We start from the raw sequence: 13808 nt of genomic DNA, 5'->3' as shown, positions 1-13808 counted from the left end.
ATTGCCGCTCAGTTGACGTTGCGCACGAAGCGACTGGCGAATTTCAACAGCCAGGTCACGAACACGACGATGATGACGAGATAGGCCATTGCCAGCATGGTGCCGTAGCCGACATTCGAGCGGTCACGATATTCGCGATAGATGAAGCTCGATACCGAATCCGTGGCGCCACCGGGGCCGCCGGAGGTCAGGGTGATGATGATGTCGGCGAGCTTCAGCTTGAAGATGATGCGCAGGATCACCGCCGTCACCGAAACCGGCAGCATCAGCGGAAACGTCACCTGCCAGAATGTCTGCCACGCGGTCGCGCCGTCGACGCGCGCGGCTTCAAGCACCTCGCGCGACATCGCCTGCAGGCCGGCAAGCAGCATGATCATCATGAACGGGATGAAGGTCCAGGCGTCGAGCATCATGATCGAGATGCGGGCCGTGATCGGATCGGAGAAGAAGGCGGGGTTGTCCCAGCCGAGATGACGCGCCAGCGTCGCCGCCGGCCCGAACCGGTACTCCATCAGCGACTTGCCGACCATCCAGGACACCGCGACCGGCGACAGCATCAGCGGCAGCAGGAAGACGACGCGGAAGAATTTGCGGGCCCGGATCTGCGCGTTGAGCAGCAGCGCCAGGCCGAAGGCGATGACGTATTCGACCAGCACCGCGAGCACGTAGAGCACCATGTTGAACAGCGCGTTGCGGTAGTAGGGATCGGCCAGCATCTGCCAGAAATTGTCGAGGCCGTTGAACCTGCGTCCGGCGAAAGAGCTGAGGTTCCAGTCGGTCAGCGCGATGTAGAAGCCGAACAGCGTCGGGAAGATCACCATGGCGATGGTGAAGAGCAGCGCCGGCAAGAGGAACAGCGCGCGCTGCCCGTCCTCGCCGCGCGTCAGGACCTGCCAGGCACCGAGGGCAACCCCCCACAGGACATAGGCATAGATGACCGGGCGCCAGGTGTCGAAGCCGACCGTGGACATCTCGGTCTTGTAGAGGATCTGCACGACGATGATCGCCAGCAGGGCAAGCGTTGCGATGGCCAGGAGGCCCCAGCCGAGGCGCTTGCGGCCGGCCGGGATCAGGTCGGCCGGATTTCCCGGCCATGCGTTCGTGGTGGAAATCTGTTCAGCCACGCCTCTCGCCTCTTTGACTGGCGACCGGCCGCAGCCGGTCAAAGATGCGGCCCGGCGACTGGCGCCGCCGGGCCGCGACTTCCTTGAGACAGCTTACATGCCGAGTGAGGCTTTGTAGAGCTTCACCTGCTTGTCACGCCCGATCTGGTCGGTCAGCTTTTCCCATGCGGCGGCGATGGCGTCGGCGCCTTCCTGCGCCTTCATCTTGCCCGCGAAGGTGTTGGCAAGGATGTCCTCGGCGGCGGAGTAGTACTGGAAGATGCCGGGGATGCGCGGCTCGATCGCCGCGTTCGGATGGTTGTAGCTATCGCCTTCCGACTTGAGGTAGGAGGTGATGAAGGCCTCGTCATAACCGGCCGCCACCCATTCAGGAATGTTGAAGTGGGAGTTGCGGTAGGGCTGGAAGCCCGACGGATACATCGCCGTCCAGATCGACAGGTCCTTGCCGCCGAGATGCGCGGCGGCGGACCATGCGGCTTTCTTCTTCTTCTCGTCCTTGTCGACGCGGGCCATGACATAGACGCCCCAGCCGAGATAGGCGCAGTTCGGCGCATAGTTCGGGCCGCTGGCGAGCTTTTCCCACTTGCCGGTCTTGGAATTGTAGACGTCGTCGGAGCCAGGCAGGATCGAGAAGCCGGTGACGTCGCCGATGACCGAGGAGTCATTGGTCTTGACGTTCGAGCCGACATCGCCCCACCAGGGGATCATCGAGCCGGTGCCGGCCAGGAACTGCTGGAAGGCAGTCGTGTTCGGATCGGCGTTGATCTGGTCGGCGGGCTCGGACGGCAGGGCGTCGATCACGTCCTGGATGGCGCGCACCCAGGCCGGATTGTTGATGCGCGGCTTCATCGTGTCGGCATCGAACAGCCAGGCCTTGTCGTCGGGATGCTTGGCATAGGCGGTGGCGCGGCTGCCGAGGAAGTAGAAGCCGAAACCGCCCCAGGGCTTGGGCGCGTCGAGATAGCCGTAGACGTCCTGGCCCTTGAATTTCTTGCCCTTGAGGAACTTGGTGACGGCCTGCACTTCCTGCCAGGTCTTCGGCACGCCCCATTCGGTGGTCGCGCCGCTGTCCTTCCACTGCTTGGCGAGGTCGGCATCGGCGAACACGTCGGTGCGGTAGTTGAAGTTGTGCGTGTCGCCGTCGATGGTGACGCGATACTGCTTGCCGTCCCAGGTGCCGACCGGCGGCTTCAGATAGTTGACGAGGTCGTCGAAATCGATCTGCTTCTTGACCCAGTCGGGCATTTCCGAGGTCAGGCCCTTGCCGCAGACGTCGCCTTCGAAGGGCGCGCCCATCTCGATGATGTCGAAGTCGACGGTGCCGGTGGCGATCGACTGCTGCAGGCGGGCGTTGTAGTCGGCCTGGGCAAGATCGATCCAGCTGATCTTGGCGCCCGTATAGGCCTCCCACGGCTTCAGAAAGCCACGGAACAGCACATTGTGCAGGTTCTGGTTGTTGAGGCCCATGAAGGTGAGCTCGACGCCGGCGAACTCGCCTTCCTTGACATTGGCCTTGGTCGCCTCGAGGCAGAGCTCGCCGACCTTCTGGAAGTCCGCGTCCGTCGGCTGGCCTTTCCCGACGCCGGGGATCTGCAGGATTTTCGCCCGCAGGCCGTCATCAGCCGCGGCCGGCCTCGTCAGCGCGCCGAGCCCGGCGCCGGACGCCGCGGCGATTGCGGCCATCGAGGCAGCACCCTTCAGCAGATCGCGGCGGCTGGCGCCGGCGCGCATCAGTTTTTCATACAGGTCGACTCTCATCTACAGGTTCCTCCCAGAACAACAGCCATTGAATTGAAGTGCCAATCTCTCGGACGTCGAAACGTCTCACGGTTCTCCTCGATCATACGGGGACGTGGGACCCCACCCTGCGTCGCCGGAGCTCCGATTTCAGGGTAACAGACCTGCTCTCGGATTGGCACTCGCCACTATTCGCGTAATCGATTACCTTGTCAACAAGATTGGCTTTTTATCTATAAGATACCGACTTGCCGTCGCCGTTGGCAATGGCTAGCTTCACCGCAAACGATAAAGGGGAGACGATGGCTCAAGTCGCGATCAGCAGTGTGGCCAAGGCATTCGGAACCGTCAAGGTCCTGCATGAGGTCAGCGTCGACATTGCCGACGGCCAGTTCGTCGTGCTGGTCGGCCCGTCGGGGTGCGGCAAGTCCACGCTTTTGAGAATGGTGGCCGGGCTGGAAACCGTTTCCGGCGGCACGATCTCGATCGGCGACCGCGTCGTCAACAATCTGCCGCCGGCCAAGCGCGACATCGCCATGGTGTTCCAGAATTATGCGCTCTATCCGCACAAGACGGTGGAGCAGAACATGGCTTTCGCGCTGAAGCTGCGCGGCACCGATCCGGCTGTCGTCGCCGAGCGGGTCAAGCGCGCCGCCGACATCCTCGACCTCGCGCCCTATCTCAAGCGCTATCCGCGCCAGCTTTCGGGCGGCCAGCGCCAGCGCGTCGCCATGGGCCGCGCCATCGTGCGCAATCCGCAGGTGTTCTTGTTCGACGAGCCGCTGTCCAACCTCGACGCTAAGCTGCGCGTGCAGATGCGCACCGAGATCAAGGAGCTGCACCAGCGGCTGAAGACCACCACCATCTACGTCACCCACGACCAGATCGAGGCCATGACCATGGCAGACAAGATCGTCGTGATGCGCGACGGCCGCATCGAGCAGGTCGGCGCGCCGCTGGAACTGTTCGACCGGCCGGCGAACCTGTTCGTCGCCGGCTTCATCGGCTCGCCTTCGATGAACCTTCTCAAGGGCACGGTGAACAAGGCTGAGAAAGTTGTCGAGATCGCCGGCACGGCGTTTCCGATGCCGTCAGGGGTCGCGGCCGAGGATGGCCAGGCCGTCGTCTACGGCGTGCGGCCGGAACATCTGGAAATCCATCCGGACGGTGTCGAGGCCAAGATCTCCGTGGTCGAGCCGACCGGCTCCGAGACGCTGGCCTTCGTGCGCTTCGGCGAGGGCGAGATGGTGGCGCTGTTTCGCGAGCGCCACGACCTCAAGCCGGGCGACACGCTGAAGCTCAAGCCCCGTCTCGACCAGGTCCATCTCTTCGATGCCGGGACCGGCAAGCGTCTCTGACCGCAAACAAGTCTTCAAGAGGGAACCATGCTCAAAGGGATCAATCCGCTGCTCAATGCCGATGTGCTCCAGGCGCTGCGGGCTATGGGCCATGGCGACGACCTGATCATCGCCGACACCAATTTCCCGTCCGATTCGGTGGCGCGGCAGACCGTGCACGGCAAGCTCTTGCGCATCGATGCGACGGCGGCTGAAGTGGTGAAGGCGGTGCTGTCGCTCTATCCGCTCGATACGTTCGTCAACGACGCGGCCGCGCGCATGGAGATCGTCGGCAAGCCGAACGAGATCCCGCCGGTGCAAAAGGAGGTCCAGAAGGAGATCGACGCGGCCGAGGGCAAGCCCTGGCCGATGATCTCGATCGAACGCTACGCCTTTTACGAACGCTCGAAGAAGGCCTATTGCGTGATCCAGACCGGCGAGCGCCGTTTCTATGGCTGCTTTGCCTTCCGCAAGGGCGTCGTGCCGCCGGATGCGGAGTAAGATCATGGCAGCCGGCAAGCCCGTCGTCATCCTGGGTGTGTTCGTCGCCGACACCGCCTATCGCGCCGACCGCCAGCCGCGCATGGGCGAGACGATTCTCGGCAATTCCTTCAAGCTCGGCCCAGGCGGGAAGGGCTCGAACCAGGCGGTGGCGGCCGGCAACCTCGGTGCTGACATCACCTTCCTGACGCGTCTCGGCGTCGACGCATTCGCCGAAATGGCCAAACAGACCTGGAAGCAAGCCGGCGTGAAGAGCGCAGTCATCGACACCCCGGACAGCTATACGGGCGCTGCCTATATCTTCGTCGAGGCGGGGACCGGCAACAACGCCATCATCGTCAGCCCAGGTGCTGCGATGCTGATATCGCCCGAGGATATCGAGGCGCATGCGGGCCTGATCCGCTCAGCCGGCGTTTTCGTCACCCAGCTCGAACAGCCGATCGATGCGGCATTGAAGGCGCTCGATATCGCGCGCGGGGCAGGGGTGACGACCATCCTCAACCCCGCGCCGGCTGCCAGCCTGCCGGACCGCATCTACACGCTCTGCGACTATGTCACGCCCAACGAGACCGAAGCCGAAGGGCTGACCGGCATCAAGGTGTCGTCAGTCGACGACGCCCGGCGCGCCGCCGACGCCCTGCTGGCCAAGGGTGTCGGCGCCGTCATCGTGACGCTCGGCGAGAAGGGCGCCTTGCTCCATACCAAAAGCCGTTCCGATCATGTCGACGCCGTCACCGTCGGCAAGGTGGTCGAGACCACTGGGGCGGGCGATGCGTTCAATGGCGGCCTCGCCGCGGCGCTCGCAAAGGGCGTCGAGCCGCTTGAGGCAGTGCGCTTTGCCTGCGCGGTCGCGGGTATCTCGGTGACGCGGCCTGGCACCGCGCCGTCGATGCCGACCTTGCAGGAGGTCGAGGCGCTGCTCGCCAAGGCCTGAGACCACCCCAGCTGTTCGCTGCTTTGTTGGCGGCTCTGGAACGCAACCGAGGTAAGCGCGTTCATCGTCCTGTCGGCGAGGCCGGTTTGGAACGGCAGGATGAAAAAGCCTTACGAAAAGCCCACGCTCGTGAAGCGGCAGAAGCTCACCGAACGGACGGCCCAGATAGTCGCCTCGGGCGTCGTCCTTGGCGAATGATTTCCTGGATTGGGCCGAGATGGCGTTACAGAATCCTGCTGGTCAGCTCCAGCATCGTCGTTGCGCCTTGCTCGGCGCCGGGCATATGCACGACGCGCAGAACGCGGAGGTCCCTGCTCGATCCTTCCACCGGTATCGACACGCTTTCACCGATCCGTGGCAATTCCTGGAAGGCGAGCTCGTCGACATCCCTGGCGTCATCGATCGAAATGCGGCATCTCACAGCCATCTTGGTCTCCCGTCTTTTTCGCCCGTGGGCTGAACGGGACAAGATTGGAATGGTTCCCGGACAAGGGCCTCAGTTGGCAAACCTGCCGCGATATTCGCGCGGCGTGGATGGCGCAATACATCTCGATGTTCCCGGCGGATGAGCGCAACCTGGTCGAGCGTGAGGCGCGAATCCGGTCCTGGCGCGAGCGCGAGGCGCCACAACGCGCCGGCTTTGCCGGAGACCCGCGCGGCTGGGAGAAGAGACACGCGAAAACGGCGAAGCTGACCCCGTTGGGCGAAAGGCTGCTGGGGCTGGTCAGCTGGAACAGCTGATCCTTGGAAAGAGGGAACGGCGGGCAGGTCCCACCGTTCAATTCTCGGGTAGCGGCAATGGTGCGTCACTCAAGGTCCGCAGGTAAGCGATGACGTCTGCCCGCTGCTTCTCGTCCTGCAGACCCGGGAAAATCATATCTGTTCCAGGCAAAGCGAATGCCGGGTTCGAGATAAAGGAGTTAAGGTCTTCAAAGCTCCATATGCCGCCGGCTTCCTTAAGAGCTGACGAATAGGGGACATCGCCTTGTGAAGCCTTCGGCCGCCCTACGACGCCCCACAGATTGACCCTTTTGGGGATATTGAGGTCCGGCGCTGAAAGATGACAGGCCCCGCACGTTCCGTCGAAAATTCCTTTGCCCGACTCGGCGTTCGCCGATGCGAGTCGTGCCGAAATCGGGGCAATGGCCGGTCGTCCGGCGCCATGAGCGCGCAGGTAGGCCACGACGTCTTCGTGGCCACTGAGCTTGGCCAAATGTATGGGTGGATTTCCATTCGATGTCAGTGCGTTGACGTTAGCTCCAGCGTCCACGAGATGGATGACGCACGGGAGGCAGCCTTTCTCGGCAGCCACGTGCAGCGGGGTTTGCGATTTCGCCACCTGATTTGGATCGGCCCCATTGTCGAGCAACAGCTTCACGATGTCCGCATGCCCACCCTTGTTGGCGGCGTAGAGTGGCGTTCTTTGCCAACTGACGGGCAGGTTCACGTCCGCCCCACGATTGACCAGCAGTTTGGCCAGCTCGATGTTCCCGCCTTCGCAGGCTATGTAGAGCGCCGTTACCCCGTCAATTTCGTTGATGGCCGCGCCCTTGTCCAAGGCGGAAGCCACACCCGCGACGTCGCCATTCTTGACAAGATCACCCAGGTTGCCCGCCTGGGCAGGCAGGGCAACAAGCCAAAGAACCCACAAAGCTCCCATAACCCACTTGATCATACTGTCCTCCCCGATGAGTGTCGCGAATTCCCGCAAGCGAGACAGCCATTATCGACAGTTCCAGCGCTGGCCGGCGTGCGATCACGCGACCGACCGACATCACTGCTCGGAAAAGCGCGGAAGGTTGGCTCGCATTGCAATTCCGGCTCCCCTGCACAAAAATAAATTTTAGCAGATGCTTATATAAAGACCAAGAAGCGGACGGCGGGATCGCAGTTCGTGTCGGCTTGAATTCTCGCACGATGAACACCCGGCGGCACAAATGCCACCGAGGCCGCCAGACACAGCGGCATCTCCGCAGGGCTCGAAGCATAGTTTAGCAATTTCTAATGGACCTGAAGCGACCATATGCTATTTGAATCAAACTCGAGTGGTGCGTTGGGGTATTGATGCGTAAGTCAGGCGGCGTTCGGCTGTCCTTCATTCCACCGCTGTTGCCGACCTTGGCTGGCAAGCCACCGGAGGGCGATGGCTGGATCCACGAAATGAAGTTTGACGGCTACCGCTCTCAAATCGTCATCGATGACCAAGGTGTGCGCATCTTCACGAGAAGCGGCCTCGATTGGACGACAAAGTACCGCGAGCTTGCGAAGGCAGCCGGGGAACTGAAGGTCGAGAGCGTCATCGTCGACGGCGAGATCGTTATGCTGAATGCAGCGGGGCATTCAGACTTCCGGGAGCTTCGCAAGGCCATCACGCGCCGCCCGCACCACCTATACTTCATGGCCTTCGACCTAATGCACCTCAACGGTCGCGATCTGCGTGACATGCCGCTTGGAGATCGGCGCGATATGCTGCAAGCGATGATTCCCCCAGGCGCCCGCATCCAATTCAGCAAGGCGCTGCTCGGCGACGCGAAGTCGATCTTCCATCTGATCGATCAGGCGGGGCTGGAAGGCATCGTCTCGAAGCGTAAGGATAGCGTCTATCGCAGTGGCAGTTCGACAGCTTGGCTAAAGACGAAAGCCTTTGCGGTCGACGAATACGACGTACTTGGCGTCGAGCGCGAACATGGCAAACCGGCCTTTGCCATCATGGCAGAGCGAGGTACTGGGCGCTTTGTCGGTTTGGCCGTCATTGCGTTGAACCGGGAGATGCGCGAGCGGCTTTGGCAGCGAGTGCAAGAACACTCTGGGCCACCGCCGAAGGGCGTGAAGCGCGCTGCAACGCAGTGGGTCAAACCTGGGCTCGTCGGTCGTGTGAAGCACATGAGGGGAGAAGAGGGCCTGCGGCACGCCACGCTGAAGGATTTTCGCGATGAGTCCGTTTGAAGGCAAAGGCGGGCCGCAATAGATAAAATCGCGGTTGGGCGACCTCTTTGGAGATCGCCATGGGCGGGAATATTTCTCACGCGTTGCGGCACTGGCCAAGCGGCTCGGACCGGATCAGTGCTGTCCGCATTGGGGCTTCTCAATGTTATCTTCTGCAGCGAATGTCGCGCCGCCGGCGGCGACGACGGCAATCCGCAATTCACAAACCTCGCCATGACGCCAGAGCAGCGACGTCCAAAGCTTACGAATCCGTAAGTCGTTGATTTGACGAACTCAAGTTACGATCGTGCTCAGGTAGCATGTGCCCAGGTGCTGCTCGACGGAAGACAAAGCCGTCGCCAATGGCCTTCTGTCGGGTGCCTGCCCCGGCCGTCGCAGCGGGCTATCGTGCCGGGCAAGCGCCATCTCTACCCGGATGGACACCGGTCTGCGGTTGTGCGTCACCGGCAGGACCGCGGACCGGACCGGTCCCGAAGAGTGATGATGGAACATTAGGGAGATGATCTAAGTAGTTCATTCTCCCTGTAGGAGGAGATCAAATGGGCACCATCCGGAGACGGGTCGACGACTGCACGACCGAGCCTGATATGGACGATCGAAAGTTAGATGACCTTACCGACCGACAGCCCGACCAAAAAGCGAACGAGTGGGCCGCGGCCCAGGCCGTCATATGTGAGTTCGAAGCCGAATGGTATGGCCAGGCGGAAGTCTCGCCCTTAGCGACCGAGCGGTAGGACAAGCAGCACTATCGCCGTCAGCACTACCCGCAACCGTAACCCGCGTCGAAGCGTGCTTTACAGGCCGAATTTTCCGGTCGATCCCGTAAGTTAAATGGCGCGAGTGACGGGGCTCGAACCCGCGACCTCCGGCGTGACAGGCCGGCACTCTAACCGACTGAGCTACACCCGCGCACTGACGAGCACGTGTCAGGCGTGTTCGTCGTTGGGGCGCTGGATAAGGGGTTCGTTTGCGGGTGTCAAGCGCGGCATTGAAGCATAACAGCAATCAGGAGAAGGTTTTTTGACAGCGACGCCCGGACTGGGGAAAACCGCGCCGCGACGGGCGTGCCGTCTCTTCATTTGGCCTTGCGAAGGCGGCCCTAACTGCTTAAAGGTCCGCGCTCAAGCGGGCGATTAGCTCAGTTGGTAGAGCGCTTCGTTTACACCGAAGATGTCGGCGGTTCGAGCCCGTCATCGCCCACCAGCCTGCCGGAAAAGTTGAAACGGAATGCGGAAGCGGCCCTTGCCTGGGCCGCCACCTTGTCGAGCGTCGGGCAATTACTGCCTGACGTAGCAGTTCTTATGCGCGCCCGGAGCAGGATCACCGCCGAAGGCGTCGTTGCCGCATCTGGCGCCGTTTCGGAAGACATCCTGCGCGTAGCGGCCGCGTGCGCCGTATCTGACGATTGCACGGCCGCGGAAATCGCAGAACTCACCCTCCCTGGCGCATGCAACCCATTCGCCGCGGTCCGGGCGCGAGCCGTATTCGTCGTCGCCGTAGTTGCCGTCTCCGTAGTTGTTGTCGCCGTAGTTGTTGTCACCGCCATAATCGCCGCGACCGCGCGCCACGTAATAGCAAGCCTTTTCGCGGCCGGGGGCTGGGTCGCCGAAAAGGCGATTGGAGCAAGGCACGGCCCTACGGTCGAAAAACCGGGAGGTCACGCGACCCCGGGCGCCGTAGACCACTTGCGTAGGGTAGGGCAAGCGACAGATGCCGCCCTCACTCGCGCATCGCCGCAGTTGCTGAGCCGAAGCGGTGGCGGGAAAAAGGGCGGTGGCGGCCGCGGCCAGGCCAACGAGGCAAACGACTGCAAACGCCATTCGGATCAAGGCAGTTGGGGTTTTTGACACGATTTGTCCTCCATGCGATTCAAGCGGGGGGCATCCTACCGCAGCCCACTTGAATAGGCGATGAATGAGCCGGCCGTTGCAAGAGCGGCCGTTAGCCGGCCTCGCTGCGAGGGAAAGGCCGTCGTCGAAACCGCGGCGAATCACGGCGTCAGGTGGAAATCCTGGCTTTCGGGCAGGAACTGTCCGCCATCGACGACAATGGTCGTTCCGGTGATGTAGCTGGCGTCGTCAGAAGCCAGGAACAGGAAGAGCGACTTCGCGGCAGGAAGCCGAGAGCGCTCAGGCCGCGAGTGGCAAGCTAATAGCGGATCACCCGCCGCTCGATCAGCACGACGATGCAGAAGAGCGCGATCGACAGCGACGACGAAAGCACGATCGCCGCGTAGAGGCGGTCGGACTGGTAGTTGAAGGTCGCCTGGATGATCAAGGCGCCGAGCCCCTTGTCCGAGCCGATCCATTCGCCGACGATGGCGCCGATGACGGCCGTCGCTGACGCGATCCTGAGCGAAGAGAACAGCATCGGCAGTGCGCGCGGGAGGCGCAGGCCCCAGAAAATCTCCGAGCGCGTCGCCGACAGTACCCGGAACAGTTCGTGCTCGTTATCGCTGGCCGAATCGAGACCGCGGATCATGTTCACCAGCGTCGGGAAGAAGCAGATCACCGCCGCGATGACGATCTTCGGCGTCATGCCGATACCGAAGATCAGGATGATGATCGGCGAAAGCGCCAGGATCGGAATGGTGTTGAAGAACAGCACGACCGGGAAATAGGCGGCCTGCAGGATACGGCTGTGCACGAATAGCACTGCAAGCAGCACGGCAGCCAGATTGCCGATGATGAAGCCGGCCAGCGCCTCGATCAGGGTCGGCCTCAGATTGTCGATGAGAAGGGCGAAACTCCTCTGGAAGACGCCGAAGATCGCCGTCGGCGTCGGCACGATATAGGCGGGAACGCCGATCAGCGGCAGAAGATATTGCCAGGCAATCAGGATCGAAGCCGCGCCGAGGACCGGCAGCGCGATCGTCATTTGCGGGGAGAGGGGCGTCCGTCTCACGACGCACGCTCCAGCGCGGTGCGCAGATCGGCCATGGCGGCGGCGATCGCCGCATCCTCCCGCTTGCAGCGGTTGCCCTCCTGCTTGAAGGGCCGCATGTCGAGGTCCTTGACCACGCGCCCCGGATTGGCGGCCAGCACGATGACGCGTTCGCCGAGATAGGCGGCCTCGGCGATCGAATGAGTGACGAAGAGGATGGTCGTACCGGTGCGCCGCCAGAGCGCCAACAGCTCGTCGTTCAGCCGGTCACGCGTGATCTCGTCCAGCGCGCCGAAGGGTTCGTCCATCAGCAACAGTTTTGGTTCGCCGAGCAAGGCGCGCGCGATCGCGACACGCTGACGCTGACCACCGGAGAGCTGATGCGGCAGGCGCTCGCCGAAGCTGCCCAGGTCCATCAATTCCAGCAGCTCCGTGCTGCGGTCCTCGATCTTGCGGGTCAGGCTGCGCTGGCCGACGCCGAGCGGCAGGCGCACATTGTCGCGCACCGTGCGCCAGGGCAGTAACGTCGAATCCTGGAAGACGAAGCCGACATCGCGGCGCGAGCGCACCGCGTGCGGTGTGGCGCCCAGCACGCTGATCGAACCGCCGAGCGGGTCGAGCAGGTCGGCCACCACCCGAAGCAAGGTCGACTTGCCGCAGCCGGACGGTCCCAGGATCGACAGGAAGGAACCGGCCGCGACTGTCAGGTCGAGGCCGGCAAGCACTTTGACGGCCGCATGTCGGCCGCCATAGCCTACATCCAACTGTCGCGCTTCGATCGCGTCGAGCATCACGCGGCGGGCGCGTCGAGCTTGGGCCGGTCGGCCGCCGAGAGCTCCAGGATCTTGGTGGTGTAGACATCCTTGGCCGCCGGGCGTCCGTTCGGATACTGGCCGACCTTGTCGAGCAGCGCCAATTGCTCCTCGATCGAGGCGGGATCGAACGTCCCCCAGCCGTCCTTGGCGGTCGCGCCGTCGAAGGATAGTTTCAGCACCAGGTTGACGGTTTTTTCCTCCCAGCCGAGATCCATTTCCGGATAGGCGGCGACCATCTTCTTGACCGCTTCCTGCGGGTTGGCATGCACCCAGCCCCAGCCCTTGCCGACAGCGCCGATGAATTTTGCCAGCGTGTCGGCATTCTCATCGATTGCCTTGTCGGTGGCGAAATAGACGTCGGCGTATGAACTCAGGCCGAGATCGCGCGTCAGCAGGTCGATGCGGTCGTCGCCGACAACGCTGAGCGCCTGGGTGTTGGTGATCCAGCCGCCAATGGCGTCGACATCGCCGCGCACCAGGGGCGCCTTGTCGAAGCCGACATTGACGATGGTGACTTCAGACGGGTCGATGCCGTTCTTGGCCAGGATCTCGTCGATGACGAAGCGCGCCGTCGGCTGGATGCCGATCCTCTTGCCCTTGAGGTCGGCCACGCCGCGGATCGGCTTGGCCGGCTTCGAGGTCAGCGCATAGGGGCCGGTGCGGAAGCCGCAGGCGATGATCTTGACCGGCACGCCGCTGGCGCGCGCGGCGTAGAGCTGCGGCGTTTCGGAGAACTGGCCGAGCTGCGCCGAGCCCGAGACGACCGGCGGCACGGTCGAGGCGTTGGGGCCGCCGGGGCTGAACTCGACCTCGAGCCCGGCATCCTTGAAATAGCCATTGGCGACGGCGGCGATGTCGCCGATCTGGCCGTTGGACATCAGCCAGTCGTACTGGATGACGACCTTGCCGGCGGCCCTTGCGCCGGGCGTCAGCACCAGCTGTATGCCGGCGGAAGCTGCGGCCACGGCCGCCATGCCGCCTTTCATGAAAGCGCGGCGATTCAACTCGAAATCCCTGTTCCCACTCATTTTTCGCTCCTGTTGCAGACTTTCTCGTCTCTTCTTCAGGCGCCGCTCCCTTCCGGCGCGGCGTCGTCTACGGCTGTTCGTCGTGGTAGTCGCCAGGGCCGCCGTCGAGCCAGGCGTAAAGCTCCCAAAGCGTGTCGTCCGGGTCGGTGAAATAGGCGCAGCGCGCATTCCAGACGTAATCTTCCGGCGGGCCGTAGAAAGGCACGCCTTTGGCGCTCAATGCGTCATGCAGCCGGTCGATGTCGGCCGGCGTGTCGAGCCGCACGGCGACGCAAACCTTGTGGGCGTGGCGCGGCGACTTCAGGTTGGACACGCCGGTATGACGGTTGATGTGGTCGAGTTCCCAGGCGGCGAGCGTCACGCCCTGGCCGTGGAAGTCGGCAAAGCCCTCGGCGCGGCGGCGCAGGCGGAAGCCGAGCTTGTCGACATAGAAGTCGACTGTCCTCTCGATGTTTCCGACCAGCAGGCAGACGTCGGAGATGCGGGTGATATTTGCCGGCATG

General features: G+C 62.8%; 16 protein-coding genes, 2 tRNA genes and 1 pseudogene. 8 read left to right on the top strand and 11 right to left on the bottom strand.

Annotation, left to right across the window (positions count from 1 at the left end; translation table 11 throughout):
* Positions 1-8: 8 nt before the first annotated feature.
* Positions 9-1124: a carbohydrate ABC transporter permease gene (locus DPM33_RS16980; protein WP_112098593.1), complete on the bottom strand. Its 1116-nt coding sequence runs from the start codon at positions 1122-1124 to the stop codon at positions 9-11.
* A gap of 93 nt (positions 1125-1217) precedes the next feature.
* Positions 1218-2882 (bottom strand): ABC transporter substrate-binding protein, encoded by a 1665-nt coding sequence (locus tag DPM33_RS16975; protein WP_112098592.1) that lies wholly within the window; start codon positions 2880-2882, stop codon positions 1218-1220.
* 281 nt (positions 2883-3163) lie between these two features.
* Between DPM33_RS16975 and DPM33_RS16970 the strand changes: the two genes are divergently transcribed.
* From DPM33_RS16970 to DPM33_RS36655, 4 genes are all read left to right on the top strand, one after another.
* Positions 3164-4219, top strand: coding sequence for an ABC transporter ATP-binding protein (locus DPM33_RS16970; RefSeq protein WP_112098591.1), 1056 nt, complete (start codon positions 3164-3166; stop codon positions 4217-4219).
* A gap of 27 nt (positions 4220-4246) precedes the next feature.
* Complete coding sequence (locus DPM33_RS16965; protein WP_112098590.1) at positions 4247-4699, top strand: RbsD/FucU family protein; 453 nt, start codon at positions 4247-4249, stop codon at positions 4697-4699.
* A gap of 4 nt (positions 4700-4703) precedes the next feature.
* Complete coding sequence (rbsK, locus tag DPM33_RS16960) at positions 4704-5633, top strand: ribokinase (RefSeq protein ID WP_112098589.1); 930 nt, start codon at positions 4704-4706, stop codon at positions 5631-5633.
* Positions 5634-5732: 99 nt separating this feature from the next.
* The gene (locus DPM33_RS36655; protein ID WP_208648418.1) at positions 5733-5831 is read left to right on the top strand and encodes a putative RiPP precursor; all 99 of its coding nucleotides are present in this window, start codon (positions 5733-5735) and stop codon (positions 5829-5831) included.
* A 25-nt stretch (positions 5832-5856) separates the two neighbouring features.
* Here DPM33_RS36655 and DPM33_RS16955 read toward each other — a convergent pair whose 3' ends face one another.
* Positions 5857-6060, bottom strand: coding sequence for a hypothetical protein (locus DPM33_RS16955; RefSeq protein ID WP_112098588.1), 204 nt, complete (start codon positions 6058-6060; stop codon positions 5857-5859).
* Positions 6061-6104: 44 nt separating this feature from the next.
* Between DPM33_RS16955 and DPM33_RS16950 the strand changes: the two genes are divergently transcribed.
* On the top strand, positions 6105-6374 hold the full coding sequence (locus DPM33_RS16950) for a hypothetical protein (RefSeq protein WP_425373525.1): 270 nt from the start codon (positions 6105-6107) through the stop codon (positions 6372-6374).
* A 37-nt stretch (positions 6375-6411) separates the two neighbouring features.
* Here the strand turns inward: DPM33_RS16950 and DPM33_RS16945 are convergent, their stop codons facing one another.
* Positions 6412-7308: an ankyrin repeat domain-containing protein gene (locus tag DPM33_RS16945; RefSeq protein ID WP_112098587.1), complete on the bottom strand. Its 897-nt coding sequence runs from the start codon at positions 7306-7308 to the stop codon at positions 6412-6414.
* Between the two features lie 389 nt (positions 7309-7697).
* Between DPM33_RS16945 and DPM33_RS16940 the strand changes: the two genes are divergently transcribed.
* Positions 7698-8579: an ATP-dependent DNA ligase gene (locus DPM33_RS16940; RefSeq protein ID WP_112098586.1), complete on the top strand. Its 882-nt coding sequence runs from the start codon at positions 7698-7700 to the stop codon at positions 8577-8579.
* A gap of 539 nt (positions 8580-9118) precedes the next feature.
* Positions 9119-9313: a hypothetical protein gene (locus DPM33_RS16935; protein ID WP_112098585.1), complete on the top strand. Its 195-nt coding sequence runs from the start codon at positions 9119-9121 to the stop codon at positions 9311-9313.
* A 98-nt stretch (positions 9314-9411) separates the two neighbouring features.
* Here the strand turns inward: DPM33_RS16935 and DPM33_RS16930 are convergent.
* Positions 9412-9488: transfer RNA gene (locus DPM33_RS16930), tRNA-Asp, on the bottom strand.
* Between the two features lie 218 nt (positions 9489-9706).
* Here DPM33_RS16930 and DPM33_RS16925 point away from each other — a divergent pair.
* Positions 9707-9782 (top strand) — tRNA-Val (locus tag DPM33_RS16925).
* A 74-nt stretch (positions 9783-9856) separates the two neighbouring features.
* Here DPM33_RS16925 and DPM33_RS16920 read toward each other — a convergent pair.
* The 6 genes and pseudogenes from DPM33_RS16920 to DPM33_RS16895 all read right to left on the bottom strand — a co-directional run bounded on the left by DPM33_RS16920 (position 9857) and on the right by DPM33_RS16895 (position 13807).
* Positions 9857-10399, bottom strand: coding sequence for a hypothetical protein (locus DPM33_RS16920; protein WP_112098584.1), 543 nt, complete (start codon positions 10397-10399; stop codon positions 9857-9859).
* Positions 10400-10569: 170 nt separating this feature from the next.
* A pseudogene (locus DPM33_RS36985) lies at positions 10570-10677 on the bottom strand (SDR family oxidoreductase); the annotation flags it as partial.
* 50 nt (positions 10678-10727) lie between these two features.
* Complete coding sequence (locus tag DPM33_RS16910; protein ID WP_112098583.1) at positions 10728-11483, bottom strand: ABC transporter permease; 756 nt, start codon at positions 11481-11483, stop codon at positions 10728-10730.
* Positions 11480-12253: an ABC transporter ATP-binding protein gene (locus DPM33_RS16905; protein ID WP_112098582.1), complete on the bottom strand. Its 774-nt coding sequence runs from the start codon at positions 12251-12253 to the stop codon at positions 11480-11482. Before DPM33_RS16905 ends, DPM33_RS16910 begins: the two co-directional genes overlap by 4 nt.
* On the bottom strand, positions 12253-13305 hold the full coding sequence (locus DPM33_RS16900) for an ABC transporter substrate-binding protein (RefSeq protein ID WP_208648417.1): 1053 nt from the start codon (positions 13303-13305) through the stop codon (positions 12253-12255). The genes DPM33_RS16905 and DPM33_RS16900 overlap by 1 nt, the downstream gene beginning before the upstream one ends.
* A 67-nt stretch (positions 13306-13372) precedes the next feature.
* Positions 13373-13807, bottom strand: coding sequence for a VOC family protein (locus tag DPM33_RS16895; protein WP_208648416.1), 435 nt, complete (start codon positions 13805-13807; stop codon positions 13373-13375).
* Position 13808: the final 1 nt, after the last annotated feature.

The sequence above is a fragment of the Mesorhizobium hawassense genome (assembly GCF_003289945.1).
Lineage (GTDB): Bacteria > Pseudomonadota > Alphaproteobacteria > Rhizobiales > Rhizobiaceae > Mesorhizobium > Mesorhizobium hawassense.
The sequence above is the reverse complement of the archived record's forward strand: the minus strand, read 5'-3'. Positions and strand labels throughout refer to the sequence as shown.

What these genes read in the sequence shown, in the direction of transcription:
- DPM33_RS16940 (WP_112098586.1), top strand. Translation starts at nt 7,698, where the DNA reads ATGCGTAAGTCAGGCGGCGTTCGGCTGTCCTTCATTCCACCGCTGTTG.
- DPM33_RS36655 (WP_208648418.1), top strand. Translation starts at nt 5,733, where the DNA reads ATGAAAAAGCCTTACGAAAAGCCCACGCTCGTGAAGCGGCAGAAGCTC.
- rbsK (WP_112098589.1), top strand. Translation starts at nt 4,704, where the DNA reads ATGGCAGCCGGCAAGCCCGTCGTCATCCTGGGTGTGTTCGTCGCCGAC.
- DPM33_RS16905 (WP_112098582.1), bottom strand. Translation starts at nt 12,253, where the DNA reads ATGCTCGACGCGATCGAAGCGCGACAGTTGGATGTAGGCTATGGCGGC.
- DPM33_RS16920 (WP_112098584.1), bottom strand. Translation starts at nt 10,399, where the DNA reads ATGGCGTTTGCAGTCGTTTGCCTCGTTGGCCTGGCCGCGGCCGCCACC.
- DPM33_RS16970 (WP_112098591.1), top strand. Translation starts at nt 3,164, where the DNA reads ATGGCTCAAGTCGCGATCAGCAGTGTGGCCAAGGCATTCGGAACCGTC.
- DPM33_RS16945 (WP_112098587.1), bottom strand. Translation starts at nt 7,308, where the DNA reads ATGATCAAGTGGGTTATGGGAGCTTTGTGGGTTCTTTGGCTTGTTGCC.
- DPM33_RS16900 (WP_208648417.1), bottom strand. Translation starts at nt 13,305, where the DNA reads ATGAGTGGGAACAGGGATTTCGAGTTGAATCGCCGCGCTTTCATGAAA.
- DPM33_RS16975 (WP_112098592.1), bottom strand. Translation starts at nt 2,882, where the DNA reads ATGAGAGTCGACCTGTATGAAAAACTGATGCGCGCCGGCGCCAGCCGC.
- DPM33_RS16935 (WP_112098585.1), top strand. Translation starts at nt 9,119, where the DNA reads ATGGGCACCATCCGGAGACGGGTCGACGACTGCACGACCGAGCCTGAT.
- DPM33_RS16895 (WP_208648416.1), bottom strand. Translation starts at nt 13,807, where the DNA reads ATGCCGGCAAATATCACCCGCATCTCCGACGTCTGCCTGCTGGTCGGA.
- DPM33_RS16955 (WP_112098588.1), bottom strand. Translation starts at nt 6,060, where the DNA reads ATGGCTGTGAGATGCCGCATTTCGATCGATGACGCCAGGGATGTCGAC.
- DPM33_RS16965 (WP_112098590.1), top strand. Translation starts at nt 4,247, where the DNA reads ATGCTCAAAGGGATCAATCCGCTGCTCAATGCCGATGTGCTCCAGGCG.